Here is a 21229-nt window from a genome sequence, read left to right as displayed (position 1 = left end):
AGAATGCGGGCCCGAAAGGCTGCGCCGCCATGCCCACCCTGGGTTCCACCCTCCTGCTCACCCTGCTGATGGCCATCGGCCTGGTCTTCTTTCTGAGGGCCGCCAGCAAGGACCGCACCACGGTGGTGGACGTGCACTCCCCCCAGCCGCCGGTGCAGGTGCTCGAGGGCCTCTCCGACTGGCTCACCGCCCGGGGCTGGCAGACCGAGGCCGGCGATCCCGAGCGCCAGCTGCTGCGGTTCCGCGGCCAGGTGCGCTCCAGCCTGCCCCTCGCCCTGCTGCTCTCGCTGCTGGGCAGCGTCGGGGCCGCCTGCCTGGGCCTGGTGCTGCGCCAGGTGCTGCCCTCCCTCGGCTGGTGGCCCCTGCTGCTGGCCCTGGTGGGGCCCCTGGCCGGGTTGGTCTACCGGCGCCGGGCCGCCCGGCCCGAAAGCCTGGAGATGCGCCTGATCAGCGGCGACAGCGACGGCGGCAGCACCCTGCGCCTGCGCGCCCACCGGGACGAACTGATCGCCATCGAGCGGGAACTGGGCCCCGGGCTCCAGCTGGCCAGCGACGGCTCCCTGCTCTCCTCGCCGATCTGAGCCCATGGGTTCCCGTCGTCCGACCTGGCTGCTGGGGCCTGCCCTGCTGATCGGCAGCCTCGGCCCCCTCACACCGCTGGCCCATGGCGCCGAAGCGGCCGTGCCGGCCAGCCCGATCCAGGCACCGGCGCTGGCCAGCCTCGATCCGATCACCGGTCCCCGCAGCCGCCTGGGCCGGGACTGGATCGGCACCCGCCCCGTCGATCCGGACACCCCGATCCTGGTGCTGGCCGGCCATGCCGATTCCCAGGGGATGAACGGCGCCGGCACCAGCGGCGCCGCGGTGGCCGCCGGGGCGCCGCCGATGTACCCAGGCATCAGTGACGAGCTCTACTGGAACATGGTCGTCGCGGAGGCCGTGGTGACCCTGGGCCAGCAGCGGGGGCTGCGCATCAGCTCCTACCGCCCGCCTTTCCGCACGATCCCGGACGGCAACCACCCCAGCACCAACTGGAGCGTGGGCCGCCAGCACGCCGCCAGCGGCGGCTATGCCCTGGAGATCCACTTCGATGCCTGGGGCCCCGACGGCATCGGGTCGGGGCTGATCCCGCCGTTGCATCGCCCCTTCGGCTCGCTCGACGAAAGCCTGGCCGTGGCCTTCGGCGGTTTCCCCATGGCCTTCCGCGGCGGCCTCGGGGGACCGAGGCGCGGCATCGCCCTGCTGGAGGTGGGCAAGCTGGAGGGCCAGCTGGAGCGCTCGCTGCGCAACCCCGCCACCCGTTCCGCCACGGTGATGGCCATCGCCGAGCGGATCGTGACCGCCCTCGAGGTGGGCCTGGGCCGCAGCCCGGCCACCGCCATGCCCCTCAGCCCACCGCCTGGTGGGGTCGGCAGCGCTCCTCCAGGGAAGGGTCTTCAAGCCAGTTCTGCGGACGAGTGAACAGTTCGGTCAGCAGGGCCTCGCGGCTGCCTTCGGCAGCGGTGTAGCCGTACTCCCAGCGCACCAGGGGCGGCAGCGACATCAGGATCGACTCGGTGCGGCCGTTGGTCTGGAGGCCGAAGATCGTGCCCCGGTCGAAGACCAGGTTGAACTCCACGTAGCGGCCGCGGCGGTACAGCTGGAACTGGCGCTCCACCTCGCCCCAATCCAGCCCATGGCGGCGCTCCACGATCGGCACGTAGCTCGGCAGGAAGGCGTTGCCGCAGGCCGAGGCCAGGGCGAACAGCTGCTCCCAGTTCTGGTGGAGTGGCCCGACGGCCGCGCTGGCCGCCGCCGCCGGCCCCTCGGGGTCACCGCCCTTGTAAAGCACCCCGCCGGGGTCCTGATAGTCGTAGAAAATGCCGCCCACGCCGCGGGTCTCGCCCCGGTGCTTGAGGAAGAAGTACTCGTCGCACCAGGGCTTGAACACCTTGTAGTAAGCCGGATCCACCCTGTCGCAGGCCCCCTTGAGGGTGCGGTGGAAGTGGCGGGCGTCCTCCAGGAAGGGGTAGTAGGGGGTGAGGTCGGCGCCGCCGCCGAACCACCACACCGGCCCCGCCTCGAAGTAGCGGTAGTTGAGGTGCACCGTGGGCACGTAGGGGTTGCGGGGGTGCAGCACCATCGAGGTGCCGGTGGCGAACCAGCGGTGACCCTCCGCCTCAGGACGCTGGGACAGGATCGAGGGGGGCAGGCGCTCGCCCTCCACCTCGGAGAAGTTGACGCCGCCCTGCTCGAAGACGCGGCCGTCCTTCATCACCCGGGAGCGGCCGCCGCCGCCCTCGGGTCGCTCCCAGCTCTGCTCCTCGAAATCGGCCCCGCCATCGAGGCTGGCGAGACCCGCACAGATCGAGTCCTGCAGGCCCATCAGCAGGGCCTTGGCGCGGCTGCGGGAATCGGCAGGTGGCATCTCCATGGAACGGCAGCGCGGCGGACGCGGAACATCCGCACACCTTTTCAGCCCGTCGGGGGGTCCCACAAGGGTTCGAGAGCGTCTGTCACGGGCTCGGGAAGGGGCCGCAGGGCCACCGCAGGAGCCCGCGGCCGGCCCGACCGGCCCGGGGGGCCGCCCCTAGGATCGCCGTCCAACCCGACCCTGACGCCGCCGAATGGCCAGCGCCGACACCCTCCTCGAGGCCCTGCAGCCACTCCGCGACGCCGGCAGTGGCCGCAGCCTGCTGGAGCTGGGCTGGATCAGCGACCTGCGGCATCAGGGCAGCCGGGCCGTGTTCCGCCTCGCCCTGCCCGGTTTCGCCAACAGCCAGCGGGAGCGCATCGCCGCCGAGGCCCGCAGCGCCCTGCTGGCCGTGGAGGGCATCAACGACGTGCAGATCGAACTGGCCCAGCCCGCCGCCGCCCCCTCCTCGGGCCCGATCGGTGCCGCCGGCCACGGCCCCGGCGGGGCCCAGCTGCCGGAACGGCAGGGCATCCCCGGCGTGCGCCAGGTGATCGCCGTCAGCAGCGGCAAGGGGGGCGTGGGCAAGAGCACGGTGGCGGTGAACCTGGCCTGCGCCCTGGCCGCCTCCGGCCTGCGGGTGGGCCTGCTCGATGCCGACATCTACGGGCCCAATGCCCCCACCATGCTGGGCGTGGCCGACCGCAGCCCCCAGGTGTCGGGCAGCGGCAACGACCAGGTGCTGGAGCCGATCGAGACCTGCGGCATCGTCATGGTGTCGATGGGCCTGCTGATCCAGGAGAACCAGCCGGTGGTCTGGCGCGGGCCGATGTTGAACGGAATCATCCGCCAGTTCCTTTATCAGGTGAACTGGGGCGAACGGGACGTGCTGGTGGTGGATCTTCCCCCCGGCACCGGCGACGCCCAGCTCACCCTCGCCCAGGCCGTGCCCATGGCCGGCGCGGTGATCGTCACCACCCCCCAGCTGGTGTCGCTCCAGGATGCCCGCCGCGGCCTGGCGATGTTCCTGCAGATGGGCGTGCCGGTGCTCGGGGTGGTGGAGAACATGACCGCCTTCATCCCCCCCGATCTGCCCGATCGCCGCTACGCCCTGTTCGGCAGCGGCGGCGGCCAGCGGCTGGCCGACGAGGCGGGCGTGCCCCTGCTGGCCCAGCTGCCCATGGAGATGCCCGTGCTCGAGGGCGGGGAGCGGGGCCTGCCGGTGGTGCTGTCGGCACCGGGCTCGGCCAGCGGCCGCGCCTTCACCGAACTGGCCGAACGGCTGAGTGCCGGCTGCGCCCTCAGCCCGGCCCTCGCCTGAAGCCATGGCGGTCCTCAGCCCCCGGCGCGGTGGGTTCGCCGCCAAGGGGCCGAAACGGCGGGGCCCCGGCTTCGACCCCCTCCTCTGGGGCATCCCCATCGCCCTCACCCTGCTGGCGGGGGCCCTGATCGCCAGCACCCAGCGCCAGCAGGCCACCACCGACTGGTACCAGCACTGGATCACCGCGGCGGTGGGCCTGGTCATCGCCCTGCTGCTGGCCCGGGTGCCCCTGGACCGCATCGCCCGGTTCCAGTGGCCGATCTACATCCTGATGGTGGTGAGCCTGATCGCGGTGCGGGTGATCGGGGTCAGTGCCCTCGGGGCCCAGAGCTGGATCAACATCGGCGGCTTCTACGTCCAGCCCTCGGAGTTCGCCAAGGTGGCGGCGATCCTGCTGCTGGCGGGGGTGCTCTCCAAGTACCCGGTGGAGCGGCCGATCGATCTGCTCCGACCTGTGGGGATGATCAGCGTGCCGTGGCTGCTGGTGTTCGTGCAGCCGGATCTGGGCACGTCGCTGGTCTTCGGTGCGGTGCTGCTGGTGATGCTGTTCTGGTCGGGCATGCCCGCCACCTGGCTGCTGCTGCTGCTCTCGCCCCTGTTCACCGCGATCATGGCCGGCACCCTGCCCTGGCTGCTGCTGGGCTGGATCCCCCTGATGGGCTGGGTGGCCTGGCGCTCCCTGCCCTGGAAAAGGATCGGGGTGGCCCTGGTGCTGGCTGTCCAGGGACTGTTCGCCGTGGGGACCCCCTGGCTGTGGGAGCACGGACTGCGGCCCCACCAGCGGGCCCGGCTCACCCTGTTCCTCGATCCGGCCCAGGATCCCCTCGGCGGCGGTTACCACCTGCTGCAGAGCAAGGTCGGGATCGGCTCCGGCCAGCTGTGGGGCACCGGCCTGATGAACGGCTCCCTCACCAAGCTGCGCTTCATTCCCGAGCAGCACACCGATTTCATCTTCAGCGCCCTGGGGGAGGAAACCGGCTTCATCGGCTCGATGCTGGTGGTGGTGGGCTTCGTGGTGCTGATCTGGCGCCTGCTGCAGATCGCAGGGCGGGCTTCCAGCGACTACGAATCCCTCGTGGTGGTGGGAATCGGCGCCATGCTGATGTTCCAGGTGGTGGTGAACATCAACATGACCATCGGCCTCGGACCCATCACCGGCATTCCGCTGCCCTTCCTCAGCTACGGCCGTTCGGCCATGCTCGTCAACTGCATCAGCCTCGGGCTCTGCGCCTCCGTGGCCCGGCGCAGCCGCAGCCTGCGGCGATGGTGGTGAGCCTGGGGGACCTGCGCCGCCTGCTGGCGGCCGGGGTCCCGGCCGGGCGGGGGGATGAGGACAGCGTGCGGCGCCAGTGGTGGGCCGCCCTGGCCACGGTGCAGGCGGACCTGCTCGGGGCCTTCCCTCCCCAGCCGGGGGTGTGGCTGGCGGCCCCCCTGCCGGCCCTCTACGAACCTGCCCTGCTGGAGTGGCTGGACGGCTGGGTCTGGACGCCCGCCGAGGTGGGCAACCTGATGCCCCCGGGGTTGCCGCTGCTGCCGGGGATGGCGCCCCTGCCGGCCACCCACGGCACGCCTCCCAGGGGAACGGCGGGCCGGCCGGGGGGCTTCCAGCGCCTCAGCCTGCGGGAGGACGACGGCACCGATCCGCTGCTGGTGCTGATCACCCCGGTGCTGCAGGTGGCCCTGGCCCTCGATGGCCCCCCGCAGGAGCGCCGGCTGGTGGTGCGCTTCGACGCCCCGGTCCTCTCGGCCGCCCTGGAACTGCTCGATCGCCGCCTGGCCCAGGACGATCCGGCCGCGGGCCTAGGGCTGCGCCGCCGCCTGCAGCTGCTGGGCCCGCTCGGCAACGATCCCGATCTGGGCACCCGCTTCTGGCCCCTGCTGGCCCAGCGCCTGGCCGCCATGGCCCCCAGTGTCACCCTGCAGCCGCTCGTGCACGGCGAGAAACGCAGCGAGGGCGGCGACGCCGTCAGCAGCGAACTGGCCCTGCTCGAAGCCCTCACCCACGAGGTGCGCACCCCGCTGGCCACGATCCGCACCCTGATCCGCTCCCTGCTGCGTCGCACCGACCTGCCGACGGTGGTGCGGCAGCGGCTGGAGCAGATCGACGGCGAGTGCAGCGAACAGATCGACCGCTTCGGCCTCATCTTCCTGGCGGCGGAACTGCAGCGCCAGCCCGGCAGCGGCCAGCCCCTGAGCGACAGCGAACTGGCCCGCACGGACCTCAGCCGGCTGCTGGTCCAGCTGGAGGAGCTCTGGCAACGCCAGCTGGGGCGCCGCGACCTGCGGCTGGTGCTCGAGATCGCCCCCGACCTGCCGCCGGTGATGAGCGATCCCAGCCGGCTGGAGACCATGCTCGGCGGCCTGATGGACCGGTTCAGCCGAAGCCTGCCCAGCGGCAGTGAAGTGCGGCTGCGGCTGCTGCCGGCGGGCTCGCGGCTGAAGCTCCAGCTCAGCAGCGACGATCCCGAGAGCCGTGAGGCCGATGGGCTGGCGGCGGCCGTGCCGATGCCGGTGGGCCCGGTGCTGAGCTGGAACCCGGAGACCGGCAGCCTGCAGCTCAGCCGCCAGGCCACCCAGCGGCTCTTCCACCGGCTGGGGGGCCGGCTCACCGAGCGGGGCGGCAGCAACCTGACCGTGTTCTTCCCGGCCGCCGAGCGCGGCGGCTGAGGCGGCGACAGCCAGGTTTGTTGACGGGTGTGAAGAGTCCGCCGGGGGTACTCAGAAGCCCAAAACCACGGTGCTAGCTTCCTCCTGAAACGGTCTTCAAGCCATGCCTGAAACGGCCCTCAACGGTCAACTCCCGAAGTACATCGGCAGCACTGGTGGCTTGCTGAACTCCGCCGAAACCGAGGAGAAGTACGCCATCACCTGGAGCAGCAGCAAGGCCCAGGTGTTTGAGCTGCCCACCGGTGGCGCCGCTGAAATGAACGCAGGCGAGAACCTCATGTACTTCGCCCGCAAGGAGCAGTGCCTGGCCCTCGGCACCCAGCTGCGCACCAAGTTCAAGCCCCGGATCGAGGACTACAAGATCTACCGGATCTACCCGGGCGGCGACACCGAATTCCTGCACCCCAAGGACGGCGTCTTCCCCGAGAAGGTCAACGAAGGCCGCGCCATGGTGGGCCACACCCCCCGCAGCATCGGCGCCAACCCCAACCCCGCCAGCCTCAAGTTCAGCGGCAAGGCCACCCACGAGGCCTGAGCCTGGCCGGCCAGCACCTATAACGGCGGGGCCGAGAGCCCCGTTTTTTTTGCCTGCCTGTCGCCGTGATGCCCGGTTCTGATCGCAGCGCCTTCCTCGCCCGGATCGCCGGTGGGGAGGCAGGCGCTGACTTGGCCGTCAATCTCCTGCCCCTCTGGAAGCGCTGGCCCGCCGACCTGGAGACCCCCCTGACCACCTGGCTGAAGGTGGGGGCGGGCGGCAGCCATGGGGTGCTGCTGGAATCGGTGGAGGGGGGCGAGCAGCTGGGCCGCTGGAGCTTCGTCGTCACCGACCCGCTCTGGACCCTCACCTGCCGCGGTGACCGGGGCGAGAGGCGCTGGCGCGATGGCCGCAGCGAACAGCTCCAGGGCAGCCCCTTCAGCCTGCTGCGGGAGGCTCTGGCCCCCCTGCGCCCCGGCCCGGTGGAGGGCCTGCCGGCGGTGGCCCAGCTGTTCGGCTTCTGGGGCTACGAGCTGATCCGCTGGATCGAGCCCAGCGTGCCGGTCCACGACGCCCCGGACGGGGCCCCGCCGGACGGCTGCTGGATGCTGGCCGACAGCCTGCTGGTGTTTGACCAGGTGAAGCGCCAGATCACGGCGGTGGCCTACGTGGACCTCTCCGCAGGGGCCGATCCCGGTGAGGCCTACGACCGGGCGGCGGCCCGCATCGAGGCCCTTGAGGCCCGCATGCACGCCCCGTTGCCGGCCCACGTCAAGCCGCTGGCCTGGCACGAGGCGAGCGGTGCCGAGCTGGCCACCCGCAGCAACCGGGGCCAGGAGGAGTTTGAGGGCGCTGTGGCGGCCGCGGCCGAGCACATCGCCGCCGGCGACGTGTTCCAGCTGGTGCTGAGCCAGCGGTTCGAGGCCCGGGTGACCCACGACCCCTTCGATCTCTACCGCAGCCTGCGGATGGTCAACCCCTCGCCTTACATGGCGTTCTTCAACTTCGGCGACTGGCACCTGATCGGCTCCAGTCCCGAGGTGATGGTGAAGGCGGAGCCCTGCGCTGAAGGGGTGAAGGCCTCCCTGCGCCCCATCGCCGGCACCCGGCCCCGTGGCGCCGATGACGCCCAGGATGCGGCCCTGGCCGAGGAGCTGCTGGCCGATCCGAAGGAGCGGGCGGAGCACGTGATGCTGGTCGACCTGGGCCGCAACGACCTGGGCCGGGTCTGCCGGGCCGGCACGGTGCAGGTCACCGAACTGATGGTGATCGAGAAGTACTCCCACGTGATGCACATCGTCAGCGAGGTGGAGGGGCTGCTGACCGAGGATCACGACATCTGGGACCTGCTGATGGCGTCTTTCCCGGCGGGCACCGTGAGCGGAGCCCCCAAGATCCGCGCCATGCAGCTCATCCATGCCCTCGAGCCGGATGCCCGCGGGCCCTACTCGGGCGTCTACGGAGCGGTGGATCTGGCCGGAGCCCTCAACACGGCCATCACGATCCGCACCATGGTGGTGCTGCCCCACCCCGAGGGCGGCTGGCGGGTGCAGGTGCAGGCCGGTGCCGGGATCGTGGCCGACTCCCGCCCGGAAGCGGAGTACCAGGAAACCCGCAACAAGGCGCGCGGCATGCTCAAGGCCCTGGCCTGCCTGGAGCCGGCCGTGGCCGACGGGGCCGACGCGACGCCATGAGCGCTCCCCTGCTGCTGAAGGGCTTCGAAGTCGAGATGTACACCGGTCGGGCCGACGGCACGGTGGTGGGCTGCTCCGCCGAAGCGGCCGCCGCACTGGCGGGGTTCATGACCGAGCCGGACCACCGCAACCTCGAGTACGTCACCCCGCCGGAGGCCTCCTACACCGCCCAGCTGGAGCTGCTGCTGGAACCGCGCCGTCGCCTGCGCCGCTGGCTGGAGCCCCGTGGGCTCACCCTGCTGCCGGGCAGCACCCTGAGCCTGGGGGACAGCCGCAGCTTCGAGCGCTCCGACCCCGAGAACCCTTACCACGCCTACATCGAGGCCACCTACGGCACCCGGGTGGTGACCGCCAGCGTCCACATCAACCTGGGCCTGACGGACATGGACGCCCTGTTCGCGGGCCTGCGCCTGCTGCGCTGCGAAGCCTCCCTGCTGCTCGCCCTCAGCGCCAGCTCCCCCTTCCTCGACGGAGAGGTCACAGGGGCCCACTCCCAGCGCTGGCTGCAGTTTCCGATCACGCCCCCCCTGGTGCCCCTGTTCCGGGACCACGGCCACTACATCGACTGGATGGAGGAGCAGCTGGCCGCCGGGGCGATGCGCAACGTGCGTCACCTCTGGACGTCGGTGCGGCCCAATGGCGACGACCGGCCCCATGGCCTCAACCGCCTGGAGATCCGCATCTGCGACCTGATCGACGATCCGCTGCTGCTGCTGGCGGTCACCGCCTTCACCGAACTGCGCCTGCAGCAGCTGCTGCAGGATCCCTTGGGCCAGGATCCCCTGGCCGCCAGCCGGTTCGGGGCCGCTGAACTGGAGGCGATCGCCGATGCCAACGACCGGGCGGCGGCCCGCACCAGCCTCCAGGCCCGCCTGGTGCACTGGCGCACCGGGGAAACGCTGGAGGCCCGCGACTGGATCGCCACCGAGCTGGAGGCGATGGCGCCGCTGGCGGCGGAGCTGGGGCTGACGCGCTGGCTGGCGCCCCTCCACGACCTCCTCGCCGGCGGCAACCAGGCGATGCGATGGCTGGCGCGCCATGGGCGCGGCGAAAGCATCGGTGCGATCATCGGCAGCGAGGCCGTGGCGCTTGCGTCCCGGGAGAAGGCGCTGGACGCATGGCTGGCGACAGAAGCAGCCGAGGTTCCTGGAGGATCATGAACAGCACCCCCGCGCCCACCGCCCCCATGCGGCTCCACCTGACCGAGCCTTCGGTCGTTCCCGCCGAGGCCTCACCCGGGGTGATCCGACTGCTCACCGAGCGGCTGGAACTGGTGGAGGATCTCTGGCAGACGGTGCTGCGCAGCGAATGCCCCCCCGAGCAGGTGGAACGCCTGCTGCGGCTCAAGGAACTGAGTGGTCCGGTGGCGCCGGGCCTCGACCCGGAGGCCAGCTCCGCCGTCGACACCGACGGCATCGTGGCGCTGATCAAGGCCATGGACCTGGCGGAGGGGATCGCCGCGGCCCGGGCCTTCTCCCTCTACTTCCAGCTGGTCAACATCCTCGAGCAGCACATCGAGGAGGACAGCTACCTCGAAAGCATCAAGCGGGCCCCCGCCCCCGCCAGCAACGATCCCTTCCTGCCGCCCCTGGCCAGCCAGAGCGATCCGGCCACCTTCCGCCAGCTGTTCGAGCGTCTGCGGGCCCTGAACGTGCCCCCGGGCCAACTTGAAGGCCTGCTGCGGGAACTGGACATCCGGCTGGTGTTCACGGCCCACCCCACCGAGATCGTGCGCCACACCGTGCGCCACAAGCAGCGGCGGGTGGCGGCCCTGATCCAGAAGCTGCAGGTGAACGGCCAGGGCAACCCGGACGACAACGACCGGCTGCGCCAGCAGCTGGAGGAGGAGATCCGGCTGTGGTGGCGCACCGATGAGCTGCACCAGTTCAAGCCGTCGGTGATCGACGAGGTCGACTACGCCCTCCACTACTTCCAGCAGGTGCTCTTCGACGCCCTGCCCCAGCTGCGCCAGCGCATCCGCGCCGCCCTGGCCGCCAGCTACCCCGACGTGCAGCCCCCCAAGGACGCCTTCTGCACCTTCGGCTCCTGGGTGGGCTCCGACCGGGACGGCAACCCCTCGGTCACCCCCGATGTCACCTGGCGCACGGCCTGCTTCCAGCGGCAGCTGATGCTGGCCCGCTACATCCAGGCGGTGTCGGTCCTGCGCGACCAGCTCAGCATCTCGATGCAGTGGAGCCAGGTGAGCCCCGCCCTGCTGGAATCCCTGGAGATGGACCGGCTGCGCTTCCCGGAGATCTACGAGGAGCGCGCCGCCCGCTACCGGCTCGAGCCCTACCGGCTCAAGCTGAGCTACACCCTCGAGCGCCTGCGGCTCACCCAGCAGCGCAACCAGCAGCTGGCCGAGGCGGGCTGGGAATCCCCCTGCGACGGCTCTTCCGGCTACGAGGCCGGACTGAGCAGCCTGATGGAGCCGGCCCCCCCCCAGGAACTGCATTACGCCTCGGTGGAGGAATTCCGCACCGACCTGGAGCTGATCAAGGAGAGCCTCGATGCCACCGGCCTGAGCTGCGAAGCGCTGCAGGACCTGCTCAGCCAGGTGCACATCTTCGCCTTCTCCCTGGCCAGCCTCGACATCCGCCAGGAGAGCACCCGCCACAGCGACGCCATCGACGAGCTCAGCCGCTACCTGCTGCTGCCGGTGCCCTACGGGGAGATGGACGAGGAGCAGCGGGTGGAATGGCTGCTGAGCGAACTCAAGACCCGCCGGCCCCTGCTGCCGCCGGCGGCCCGCTGGAGCGCCCCCACCGCCGAGACCTTCGCCGTGTTCCGGATGCTGCAGCGGCTGCAGCAGGAGTTCGGCCGGCGCATCTGCCGCACCTACGTGATCTCCATGAGTCACACGGTGTCGGATCTGCTGGAGGTGGTGCTCCTGGCCAAGGAGGCCGGGCTGGTGGATCCGATGGCCCAGAAATCAGCCCTGCTGGTGATCCCCCTGTTCGAGACGGTCGAAGACCTGCAGGGGGCCCCGGCGGTGATGGGGCGGCTGTTCGCCGACCCCTTCTATCGCCAGCTGCTGATCAGCAACAGCGACGGCGAGCAGCCCCTCCAGGAGGTGATGCTGGGCTACTCCGACAGCAACAAGGATTCCGGCTTCCTCTCCAGCAACTGGGAGATCCACCGGGCCCAGATCGCCCTGCAGTCGCTGGCCGATGCCCACGACGTCGCCCTGCGCATCTTCCATGGCCGCGGCGGTTCGGTGGGCCGGGGCGGCGGCCCCGCCTACCAGGCGATCCTGGCCCAGCCCAGCGGCACCCTGAAGGGACGCATCAAGATCACCGAGCAGGGGGAAGTGCTGGCCTCCAAGTACTCCCTGCCGGAACTGGCCCTCTACAACCTGGAAACGGTCACCACCGCCGTGCTCCAGAACAGCATGGTCAGCACCCCGGTGGACGACACCCCCACCTGGAACGTGCTGATGGAGCGGCTCGCGGCCCGCTCCCGCGACCACTACCGGGCCCTGGTGCACGACAACCCCGACCTGGTGGCCTTCTTCCAGCAGGTCACACCGATCGAGGAGATCAGCAAGCTGCAGATCTCCAGCCGGCCGGCCCGGCGCAAGAGCGGCGCCAAGGATCTCTCCAGCCTGCGGGCCATCCCGTGGGTGTTCGGCTGGACCCAGAGCCGCTTCCTGCTGCCCAGCTGGTACGGGGTGGGCACGGCCCTGCAGGCCGAGCTCGATGCCGACGGCGAGCAGATGGAGCTGCTGCAGCTGCTCTACCAGCGCTGGCCGTTCTTCCGCATGCTGATCTCCAAGGTGGAGATGACCCTCTCCAAGGTCGACCTGGAGCTGGCGGGCCATTACGTCACCTCCCTGGGGCGTCCCCAGAACAAGGAGGTGTTCGCCCAGATCTTCGAGGCGATCGCCAGTGAGTTCGCCCTCACCCACTCCCTGGTGCTGCGCATCAGCAACCACAGCCGGCTCCTCGACGGCGACCCGGCCCTGCAGCTCTCGGTCGACCTGCGCAACCGCACGATCATCCCCCTGGGCTACCTGCAGGTGGCGCTGCTGCGCCGGCTGCGGGAGCAGAAACGGCAGCCGCCGATGAGCGAGGGGCCCGGCGACGGGCCGGCAGGCGGCGACGGCCGCACCTACAGCCGCAGCGAGCTGCTGCGCGGCGCCCTGCTCACCATCAACGGCATCGCCGCCGGCATGCGCAACACGGGCTGATTCCCTGGACTCTCTGTTGATCCCTTTCCGCAGCCAGCCCCCGACTCCCCGCCTGCGGGAGGGCTACGCCCTGCTGCAGCAGCACGACCCCGATCCGGCCTGCCTCAACCGCCTGCTGGTGGCCTGCGGGGATGCCCCCCGCAGCCCGGACCGATGGGAACGGGTACTGGCCCGCAGCACCTGGCATCTGGTGGTGCTCAACCCCGGCGGCCAGCTGGTGGGCTTCGTGCGCGCCACCAGTGACCAGGCCCTCAATGCCAACCTCTGGGACCTGGTGGCCGATCCGGGCGACCCCTGCCGGGATGAGGTGATCGGCGCCCTGGTTCAGGCCGCCCTGGCCCGCCTGCGGCGGGAACTGAGCGGTTGCAGCATCTCCCTGTCCGCCCCGCCCGAAGCGGTGACGGCCCTCACCCGGGCCGGGTTCGTGGTCGACCCCGGAGGGATCCGGGCCATGGGTCTCGACCTGCGGAGCGGACGAGAGGAGGGGCTGGGCTGACGAGCATGGAGGGACTCGAACCCCCGACATTCAGAACCGGAATCTGACGCTCTATCCAACTGAGCTACATGCCCTGCCACGGCGCTTCCGGCCCCCTGGGGAACCTTGGCCTCCGATGGCGGTACCTTAGCGGCTGACCGCCCCAGAACCATCCGGCTGCACCGCCTGGACCTCCGGCACTTCCGCAACATCGACGGCCTGCAGCTGACACTGGAGGCGCCCCGTCTGCTCGTCATCGGCAGCAACGGCCAGGGCAAGTCGAATCTGCTGGAGGGGGTGGAACTGCTCACCAGCCTGCGCTCGCACCGCTGCAGCGTCGACCGGGATCTGATCGGCCACGGTCACCCCTTCAGCCGGCTGGGGGCCCTCACCGATGAAGCCGACAGCCTGCAGCTGGAGCTGCGGCGCAGCGGCGGACGCCAGGCGTTCCGCAACGGCAAGCGGCTGGAGCGGCAGCTGGACCTGATCGGCCCCCTGCGCTGCGTCGGCTTCAGCGCCCTCGACCTGGACCTGGTGCGGGGCGAGCCGGCCCTGCGGCGCCAGTGGCTGGACCGGGTGGTGCTGCAGCTGGAGCCGGTCTACGGCTCCCTGCTGAGCCGCTACGGGCGGCTGCTGCGGCAGCGCAGCCAGCTGCTGCGCCGCGGCCTGGGCGCCGGCCAACAGCCGGAGCTGCTGGAGGCCTTCGATGCCCAGATGGCCCTGGTCGGGGCCCGCCTGCACCGCCGCCGCCAGCGGGCCCTGCGGCGCCTTGAGCCGCTGGCGGCGGCCTGGCAGCAGCGCATCGGCGGGGCCGCCGAACCGCTCCAGCTCGACTACATCAGCGGCACCGTGCTGGCCGAGGCCAGCGACGAGGAGGGCCCCTGGCGCCAGGCCCTGGAGGAGCAGCTGCGCCAGCAGCGGCCCCAGGAGGAGCGGCTGGGCCAGTGCCAGGTGGGTCCCCACCGGGACGAGGTGGCCCTGCTGATCGGCGGCCAGGCCGCCCGGCGCTACGGCTCCGCCGGCCAGCAGCGCACCCTGGTGCTGGCCCTGAAGCTGGGGGAGCTGGAGCTGGTGGGCCAGGTGGTGGGTCAGCCGCCGCTGCTGCTCCTCGACGACGTGCTGGCCGAACTTGACCCGGGGCGCCAGCAGCTGCTGCTGGAGGCGGTGGGGGACGGCCACCAGTGTCTGGTCAGCGCCACCCACCTGGAGGCCTTCAGCACGGGCTGGCGGGCCCGCAGCCAGGTGGTGGAACTGCGCAGCGGAGCGCTGGTGCCCTGAGGCCCGAACTCCCTGCTGCCGCAGGCAGCCTGGCGAACCTCAGTTCCGCGCTCCGGCGCGTATGGTGAGACCTGTTTGACCGGATTCGATGAACCAGACCCTTTCCAGCCTGCATCCCAACCCGGGATGGAAGCCCGCCGCCTCCCCCACCCACGCCATTGCAAGCCCCGTCTCCGCCCCTGGCGACACCACCGACGCGGTAGGGAAACACTGCATCCTCGAGCTCTACGACTGCGATTGCGCAAGGCTCGACGACGAAGCTTTCCTCAGGGACACCATCACGACAGCAGCCAGACGCGCTGGTGCCACCCTGCTCAACCTGATCACCCACCGCTTCGAACCCCAGGGCGTCACGGGCCTGGCGTTGCTGGCGGAGTCCCACATCTCCATCCACACCTGGCCCGAGTCGGGCTATGCGGCGGTGGACGTGTTCACCTGCGGTGACCACACCATGCCGGAGAAGGCCTGCCAGGTCCTGTGGGAGGAGCTGGGCGCCGGCCGCCACAAGCTCACCAGCTTCCGGCGCGAGACGCCCGAGGCCCTGATCGACAGTCAGAGGGAGCCCCACCTCGCCAGCGCCTGAGCGCCGGTGAACCACATCCAGCCGCCGGGGACCTTTCTCCGGCGGCTTTCCTGCGTGCACTCACGGCAGCTCCTGTGCCAGGGCACGGTTCAGCTTGCCGCTCACCAGCCCCTCCAGGTCGAGGGCGACGGCGGTGAACCCCATCCCCCTGAACGCCCCCACCAGCTCGGGGCGCAGCTCACCCTGGGCCAGACTCTCCAGCGCCGCAGGCAATCCGGCCGCAGGGATCTCGATGCGGGCCGTCTCCCCCTGGCTGCGTACCCGCAGCTCTGGAAAACCGTGCTGGCGCAACCAGTCCTCGGCGGCGGCCACCCGGGCCAGCCGCGTGGCGCTGATCGGTTCGCCGTAGGGGAAACGGGAGGCAAGGCAGGGCTGGGCCGGCTTGTCCCACCAGGGCAACCCGAGGGCACGGGAGAGCTGGCGCACACCGGCTTTGTCGATGCCGGCCTCCGCCAGGGGTGAACGCACACCGAACTCCCGGGCGGCCCGGATCCCGGGCCGGTGGTCGCCGAGGTCGTCGCGGTTGACCCCGTCCAGCACCTGGGCCCCCCGGGCAGCGGCGGCGATCGGGGCCAGCAGCCGGTGCAGCTCCCGCTTGCAGGCGTAGCAGCGATCCTGGGGGTTGCTGGTGTAGGCGGGGTCTGCCAGTTCCGTGGTGGGCACCTCCCGGTGGCGCAGGCCCAGCCAGCGGGCCTGGTCGCTGGCCTCCCGGCGCAGGTGGGGGGCCAGGGCCGGCGAGACGCCGGTGACCGCCAGGGCCCGCTCCCCGAGCCGGTCGCCGGCCAGGGCGGCCACCAGGGCGCTGTCGACACCGCCGGAGTAGGCCACCACCACCTGCGGGAAGGCGTCGAGCTGGCGGCAGAGGGCCTCCAGGCCCCGCTCCAGCGGGGCCGGCAGGGCTTCGAGCAGGCTGAGGCGGCGGGTGGCGGGCATGGCGTAGATCCTGGCAAGGCTCGGTAGCATCCGGACCGGTACCACCCGCCGATGACCCCCGCCGCCCGCAGCACCCAGACCCCGCAGCGCGGCACCGGACGGGGCATCGGCATCCGCACCGCCGCCGGCAGCGACGAGCGGGCCCACGGGCAGTTGCACGTCTACGACGGGGAAGGCAAGGGCAAGAGCCAGGCGGCCCTGGGGGTGGTGCTGCGCACCATCGGGCTGGGCATCTGCGAGCAGAAGCGCACCCGGGTGCTGCTGCTGCGGTTCCTCAAGGGCCCCGGCCGCGCCTACGACGAGGACAGCGCCATCGAGGCCCTGCAGCAGGGTTTCCCCCACCTGATCGACCAGGTGCGCACCGGCCGCGGCGACCACTTCAGCGCTGAGCAAGCCACCCGCTTCGACCATCAGGAGGCCCAGCGGGGCTGGGACATCGCCAAGGGGGCGATCGCCAGCAACCTCTACTCGGTGGTGGTGCTCGATGAGCTCAACCCCGTGCTCGACCTAGGCCTGCTCGACACCGAGGAGGTGGTGCGCACCCTGGCCACCAAGCCGGCGGGGATGGAGATCATCTGCACCGGCCGGGGGGCACCGCGCCAGCTGGTGCAGCTGGCCGATCTGCACTCGGAGATGCGGGCCCACAGCGGCCCCCAGCAGGGGCTGGAGGGCCTGGAGATCTACACCGGCGAAGGCAAGGGCAAATCCACCAGCGCCCTGGGCAAGGGCCTGCAGGCCATCGGCCGGGGCATCAGCCAGGACAAGAGCCACCGGGTGCTGATCCTGCAGTGGCTCAAGGGCGGGGCGGGCTACACCGAGGATGCAGCCATCGCCGCCCTGCGGGAGAGCTACCCCCACCTGGTGGATCACCTGCGCTCGGGACGCGACGCCATCGTCTGGCGCGGCCAGCAGCAGCCGATCGACTACGTGGAGGCGGAACGGGCCTGGGAGATCGCCCGGGCCGCCATCGCCAGCGGCCTCTACAAGACCGTGATCCTCGACGAGCTCAACCCCACCGTGGATCTGGAGCTGCTGCCGGTGGAGCCGATCGTCCAGACCCTGCTGCGCAAACCCACCGAGACCGAGGTGATCATCACGGGCCGCTGCAAGAGCCGGCCGGCCTACTTCGACCTGGCCAGCGTCCACTCGGAGATGGTGTGCCACAAGCACTACGCCGAGCGGGGCGTCGACCTCAAGCGCGGCGTCGACTACTGAAGCTGCCGACCTGAGGGCTGCCGACCCGGAGGCTGCCGGTCAGGGTGGCCCGGACTGATCGACCTGCTCGAGGCCCAGGGCGTCGTCCTCCAGCATCTCCACCTCCTCCGAGGCGATGAAGCGTCCCAGCAGCAGGCCCACCAGCAGGGCCACGTAAAGGGTGCTGGCGACGCTGAGCAGGATCACGAAGCGCTCCCCCACCGCATTGGCCGGCAGCACATCGCCGTAGCCGACGCCGGCGATGGTCACGAAGCTGAAGTAGGTGAGCCGGTCGAGCATCAGCTGGTTGCTGGCGGCCGCCCCGAGGCTGAAGCTGCCGGGCACGAGCACCTGGGTGGCCGTGGCCAGCACCCCACCGGTGAGGCCCAGATGCAGATAGCCCGCGGCGGCGCCGGCCATCACCTGCACATTGACCCGCGGCACCCGGGCCAGCAGGCGCACTAGCCGGATCGAGGTGGCCAGGAAGAAGAGGCTCAGCAGCACCATCTCCACGCCGCGGAACGCACCGCCGGGCCAGGTGCCCAGGGCCACCGGCACCCAGAGCCCCAGGCCGGCCACCACCCCGACCCAGCGGAAGATCTCCTGGCGCAGGCGGGAGTAGGTCACCCCGGCGATCACCGGCAGGGTCAGGATCGACTGCAGGATGAGCAGATTGAAGACCACCGCCAGAAGAACGTTGGCCGGCCAGCCCCGCGTGGCCGTGATGGGCATCACCAGGATCGGAAGCAGGGCCGAGACCAGAAGCGGCAGGAAGCGCTTCTCGAGGGCGATCAGACGCCGGGCTTCCAGGCGGCGGCGCTCCAGCCACCGCTGCCTGGCGGGGGAGAGGGGATCAGTAGCGCGGAACGTCAGGATCCACCTCCTGGCTCCAGGCGTCGATGCCGCCCTGCACGTTCACCCCGTCGATGCCGTGGCGTCCGAGGGCGATCAGGGCCTTGGCGGAGCGGCCGCCCAGCTTGCAGTGCACGTAGAGCCGCTTGCCGCTCGCCAGCCGCCGCACCTCTTCGATCGCCTCGCCGCTCTCGATGCGATCGAGGGGCACCAGCACGGCGCCGGGGATCACCGCGATCTCCGCCTCGGGGGGATTGCGGACATCAAGCAGCAGCAGGTCGTCCTGGGGGCCATCGAGCAGCGTCTTGAGTTCGCTCACGCTGATGGTGGCCACGCTGCCCGCCTCCTCCTGGCCGGGGGCCGAGCCACCCACGCCGCAGAACTCCTGGTAATCGATCAGCTTGTCGATCACGGGACGCTCCGGGTTGGGGCGCAGCTTCAGCTCCCGGAAGCTCATCTTGAGGGCATCGAAGAGCAGCAGGCGGCCGCTGAGGCTGGTGCCGATGCCGGTGATCAGCTTGACGGCCTCGGTGGCCTGGATCACGCCGATGATTCCGGGCAGCACCCCCACCACGCCGCCTTCGGCACAGGAGGGCACCATGCCCGGCGGCGGCGGTTCGGGGAACAGATCCCGGTAGTTGGGCCCGCCCTGGTAGTTGAACACCGTGGCCTGGCCCTCGAAGCGGAAGATGGAGCCGTAGACGTTCGGCTTGTCGAGCAGGACGCAGGCGTCGTTGACCAGGTAGCGGGTGGGGAAGTTGTCGGTGCCGTCGCAGACGATGTCGTAGCCGGCGATGATCTCGAGGGCGTTCTCACTGGTGAGCGCCGTTTCGTAGAGATCCACCTGGCAGTGGGGGTTGATCTCGTGGATCCGGGCTTTGGCGGATTCGATCTTGGGCTTGCCCACCCAGCTGGTGCCGTGGATCACCTGGCGCTGCAGGTTGCTGTGGTCCACCACGTCGAAGTCGACGATGCCCAGGCGACCGACGCCGGCGGCGGCCAGATAGAGGAGCAGGGGAGAGCCGAGACCGCCGGTGCCGACGCACAGCACCGAGGCCGCCTTGAGCCGCTTCTGCCCCTCCATGCCGATCTCCGGCAGGATCAGGTGGCGGGAGAAGCGCACCACCTCATCGGGACTGAGCTGGACGGCGCTGGTGTCGGGAGGAAGCATGGCGGTGGAGATCCACGACGCACTAACCGTCCATTCTCCACGCCAGCGGCCGGGGGCTGCCCTGCTCCGGCAACCACCAGCAGGCCAGGGACCACGGCCCGTCCCCAGCGGCTGCCGACGCGGCGGGGCCATCGGCCTGCCCCAGGATCAGCATCAGGGTGGGGGCGAAGGCGAGGGAGCGATCCAGCGCCGAGGGCACCGGCGCCGAGAGCGGGTGGCTGTGGGCCGAGCCCAGGACCGTCAGCCCCCGGGCCCGGGCCCATTTCTGCGCCTGCAGCTGCTCGCGGGGATCGAGGGCGAAGCGGCGGCGACGCTCCGGCGGCGGCTCCCAGACGTTGAGGCAGGGCCAGGCCTGCTCGACGCGCCAGGGGTCGCGGCGACCCAGCAGCAGGGCACAGCCCTCCTCGGGGGCGGCCGCCAGCAGGACGGCCTCCAGCACCGTCAGCGCCTGCCGACCGAGGCCGAGCTGCTCTGGCGTCTCTGGGGTCACACCGGTACGTTATGCATCATTCCGTCAGGAGACCTCTCCTTCCATGATCGACAGCACGACCAAAGTGAAGGAGACCATGCAGGATGACAGCACCACCAGCAGCGCCCCCGAGGTGGATTTCAGCGAGCGCTACAGCGAAGTGATCGGCAAGGTCAACGAAACCCTCGACAAGGTGGACTGGAGCCAGGTGGGCCGGATCGGCAAGGCCTCCGGCGTGCTGCTGGCCGTGATCGTGGCCCAGATCCTGATCAAGGGCGTGCTCGACACCATCAACCTGCTGCCGATCGTCCCCGGCCTGCTGGAACTGCTTGGCCTGGTGGTGGTCGGCAGCTGGAGCTGGAAGAACCTCACCACCGGTGAGAAGCGCTCCGCCGTGATGGCGAAGCTCCAGTCGCTGCGCAAGGAATACCTCAGCTGAGCACCTGAGCGTCAGCAACTCCGGGGGCGTCGCGACGTCCCCGTGTCCTTTCTCAGCCCCACCCCTGGCCCTCGCCCCGCTCCAGTAAGGAGTCCAGGCAGGCCTCGCTTTGTCCCACGTAGCTGCCGCCGAACAGGTTGGCGTGGTTGAGCAGGTGGTACAGGTTGTAGAGCTCGCGTCGCGGGCGGTGCCCTGAGGGCAGGGGCCAGGTCTCCTGGTACCCCTCGAAGAACGCCTCGGGGAAGCCCCCGAACAGCCGCGCCATGGCGAGGTCCACCTCCCTGTCGCCCCGGTAGACCGCCGGATCGAAGATCACCCCCTGGCCCTCGCTGGTGACGGCGGCATTGCCGCTCCAGAGATCACCGTGCACCAGGCAGGGCTCCGGACGGTGTGCCCCCAGCCACTGGCCGGCGCGCTCCAGCAGCGCGGCGGCCCGCCGCAGGGGGTGGCCGCTGCTGGCCAGGTGCTCCAGCTGGGGGGCCAGCCGCCGTTCCACGAAGAACCGGCCCCAGTCCGCCTCCCAGCCGTTGCGCTGCGGGAAGGAGCCGATGACATTGTCCCGGGGCCAGCCGAAGGCCTCCCCGGCCCGATCCCCCACGACGCAGGTGCGGGTCAGGCTCTGGCGGTGCAGAGCCGCCAGCGCTGCACCCAGGCGGCGCCACTGCGGCTCATGAGCCGCAGAACGGCCGCGCGCCAGGTCGAGCCAGGGGAGCACCAGCACGGCCGACGATCCCGCCACCCCGCAGGCCAGGGGGACAGGGACCCGTGGGCCCTCCTCGCCCGCCGCCGCCGCCAGGCCCCGCAGACCCTCGGCCTCGGCCTCCAGGATCGGCAGGGCGGAGGCCCCGTTGGCCTTGGCGAACAGCCGGCGGCCATCGGCCAGATCCAGTCGCCAGGCGCTGTGGATGCAGCCACCACCCACCGCGCTCCAGCCGACCGGCTCGACACCGAGCTGCTCGGCCAGCCAGGGGATAAGGGTGGCGGGGTGGGCCATGGAAATGTGGAAATCAATGGTTGTTGCCGTTCCCAAAGGGAGCTGACGCGTCCCACACGGCCGAAGCTTCAATCCCAACACATCGATCCGGCCCCGTCCAGCA

At 70.9% G+C, this 21229-nt stretch carries 20 protein-coding genes and 1 tRNA gene; 14 read left to right on the top strand and 7 right to left on the bottom strand.

Annotated features, from left to right (window positions below):
* Positions 1-29: 29 nt before the first annotated feature.
* Positions 30-581, top strand: coding sequence for a cofactor assembly of complex C subunit B (locus CJZ86_RS05890; RefSeq protein ID WP_094585024.1), 552 nt, complete (start codon positions 30-32; stop codon positions 579-581).
* Between the two features lie 4 nt (positions 582-585).
* Positions 586-1461, top strand: a complete 876-nt coding sequence (locus CJZ86_RS05885; protein ID WP_094585023.1) for a dehydrogenase — start codon at positions 586-588, stop codon at positions 1459-1461.
* On the opposite strand, the gene hemF is transcribed toward CJZ86_RS05885, so the two are convergent.
* The gene (hemF, locus tag CJZ86_RS05880) at positions 1388-2413 is read right to left on the bottom strand and encodes an oxygen-dependent coproporphyrinogen oxidase (RefSeq protein ID WP_094585022.1); all 1026 of its coding nucleotides are present in this window, start codon (positions 2411-2413) and stop codon (positions 1388-1390) included. The two genes, CJZ86_RS05885 and hemF, sit on opposite strands and share 74 nt — an antisense overlap.
* 193 nt (positions 2414-2606) lie before the next feature.
* Between hemF and CJZ86_RS05875 the strand changes: the two genes are divergently transcribed.
* From CJZ86_RS05875 to CJZ86_RS05840, 8 genes are all read left to right on the top strand, one after another.
* Positions 2607-3713: an Mrp/NBP35 family ATP-binding protein gene (locus tag CJZ86_RS05875; protein WP_094585021.1), complete on the top strand. Its 1107-nt coding sequence runs from the start codon at positions 2607-2609 to the stop codon at positions 3711-3713.
* 4 nt (positions 3714-3717) lie between these two features.
* Entirely contained in the window at positions 3718-4986 is a 1269-nt protein-coding gene (gene rodA, locus CJZ86_RS05870) for a rod shape-determining protein RodA (RefSeq protein WP_094585020.1), read from the top strand.
* Positions 4977-6380 carry a sensor histidine kinase gene (locus tag CJZ86_RS05865; protein WP_094585019.1) on the top strand — a complete coding sequence of 468 codons (1404 nt, stop codon included), beginning with the start codon at positions 4977-4979 and terminating at the stop codon, positions 6378-6380. The genes rodA and CJZ86_RS05865 overlap by 10 nt, the downstream gene beginning before the upstream one ends.
* Before the next feature lie 103 nt (positions 6381-6483).
* Positions 6484-6915 (top strand): photosystem I reaction center subunit II PsaD, encoded by a 432-nt coding sequence (locus CJZ86_RS05860; RefSeq protein WP_094585018.1) that lies wholly within the window; start codon positions 6484-6486, stop codon positions 6913-6915.
* Between the two features lie 68 nt (positions 6916-6983).
* Positions 6984-8549: an anthranilate synthase component I family protein gene (locus CJZ86_RS05855; RefSeq protein ID WP_094585017.1), complete on the top strand. Its 1566-nt coding sequence runs from the start codon at positions 6984-6986 to the stop codon at positions 8547-8549.
* A complete protein-coding gene (gene gshA / locus CJZ86_RS05850; RefSeq protein WP_094585016.1) occupies positions 8546-9709 on the top strand; it encodes a glutamate--cysteine ligase in 1164 nt (387 codons plus the stop codon). Before CJZ86_RS05855 ends, gshA begins: the two co-directional genes overlap by 4 nt.
* A 26-nt stretch (positions 9710-9735) precedes the next feature.
* Positions 9736-12738 (top strand): phosphoenolpyruvate carboxylase, encoded by a 3003-nt coding sequence (gene ppc / locus CJZ86_RS05845; protein WP_094585079.1) that lies wholly within the window; start codon positions 9736-9738, stop codon positions 12736-12738.
* 16 nt (positions 12739-12754) lie between these two features.
* Positions 12755-13234, top strand: coding sequence for a GNAT family acetyltransferase (locus CJZ86_RS05840; RefSeq protein WP_094585015.1), 480 nt, complete (start codon positions 12755-12757; stop codon positions 13232-13234).
* Here CJZ86_RS05840 and CJZ86_RS05835 read toward each other — a convergent pair.
* Positions 13235-13308: transfer RNA gene (locus CJZ86_RS05835), tRNA-Arg, on the bottom strand.
* 91 nt (positions 13309-13399) lie between these two features.
* Between CJZ86_RS05835 and recF the strand changes: the two genes are divergently transcribed.
* Positions 13400-14491 carry a DNA replication/repair protein RecF gene (gene recF / locus CJZ86_RS05830; RefSeq protein ID WP_198960088.1) on the top strand — a complete coding sequence of 364 codons (1092 nt, stop codon included), beginning with the start codon at positions 13400-13402 and terminating at the stop codon, positions 14489-14491.
* A gap of 88 nt (positions 14492-14579) precedes the next feature.
* Positions 14580-15074, top strand: a complete 495-nt coding sequence (speD, locus tag CJZ86_RS05825) for an adenosylmethionine decarboxylase (protein ID WP_094585013.1) — start codon at positions 14580-14582, stop codon at positions 15072-15074.
* A 60-nt stretch (positions 15075-15134) separates the two neighbouring features.
* On the opposite strand, the gene larE is transcribed toward speD, so the two are convergent.
* Entirely contained in the window at positions 15135-16007 is an 873-nt protein-coding gene (gene larE / locus CJZ86_RS05820) for an ATP-dependent sacrificial sulfur transferase LarE (RefSeq protein ID WP_094585012.1), read from the bottom strand.
* A 51-nt stretch (positions 16008-16058) separates the two neighbouring features.
* Between larE and CJZ86_RS05815 the strand changes: the two genes are divergently transcribed.
* Positions 16059-17222 carry a cob(I)yrinic acid a,c-diamide adenosyltransferase gene (locus CJZ86_RS05815; protein ID WP_094585011.1) on the top strand — a complete coding sequence of 388 codons (1164 nt, stop codon included), beginning with the start codon at positions 16059-16061 and terminating at the stop codon, positions 17220-17222.
* Between the two features lie 39 nt (positions 17223-17261).
* Here the strand turns inward: CJZ86_RS05815 and CJZ86_RS05810 are convergent, their stop codons facing one another.
* The 3 genes from CJZ86_RS05810 to CJZ86_RS05800 form a co-directional block, all read right to left on the bottom strand.
* On the bottom strand, positions 17262-17933 hold the full coding sequence (locus tag CJZ86_RS05810; RefSeq protein ID WP_094585010.1) for an ion channel: 672 nt from the start codon (positions 17931-17933) through the stop codon (positions 17262-17264).
* 121 nt (positions 17934-18054) lie between these two features.
* Positions 18055-19224, bottom strand: coding sequence for a molybdopterin-synthase adenylyltransferase MoeB (gene moeB / locus CJZ86_RS05805; RefSeq protein ID WP_094585009.1), 1170 nt, complete (start codon positions 19222-19224; stop codon positions 18055-18057).
* A gap of 22 nt (positions 19225-19246) precedes the next feature.
* Complete coding sequence (locus CJZ86_RS05800) at positions 19247-19714, bottom strand: M67 family metallopeptidase (protein WP_233133867.1); 468 nt, start codon at positions 19712-19714, stop codon at positions 19247-19249.
* A gap of 43 nt (positions 19715-19757) precedes the next feature.
* Here CJZ86_RS05800 and CJZ86_RS05795 point away from each other — a divergent pair, with 43 nt between their 5' ends.
* Positions 19758-20132: a CAAD domain-containing protein gene (locus tag CJZ86_RS05795; RefSeq protein ID WP_094585008.1), complete on the top strand. Its 375-nt coding sequence runs from the start codon at positions 19758-19760 to the stop codon at positions 20130-20132.
* 52 nt (positions 20133-20184) lie between these two features.
* Here CJZ86_RS05795 and CJZ86_RS05790 read toward each other — a convergent pair whose 3' ends face one another.
* Positions 20185-21126: a fructosamine kinase family protein gene (locus CJZ86_RS05790; RefSeq protein WP_094585007.1), complete on the bottom strand. Its 942-nt coding sequence runs from the start codon at positions 21124-21126 to the stop codon at positions 20185-20187.
* Positions 21127-21229 lie beyond the last annotated feature (103 nt).

Origin of the sequence: Synechococcus sp. BO 8801 (genome assembly GCF_002252675.1) — a bacterium.
GTDB lineage: Bacteria > Cyanobacteriota > Cyanobacteriia > PCC-6307 > Cyanobiaceae > Cyanobium.
Note: the sequence above shows the minus strand (reverse complement) of the source record. Positions and strands in the feature narration are given on the sequence as shown.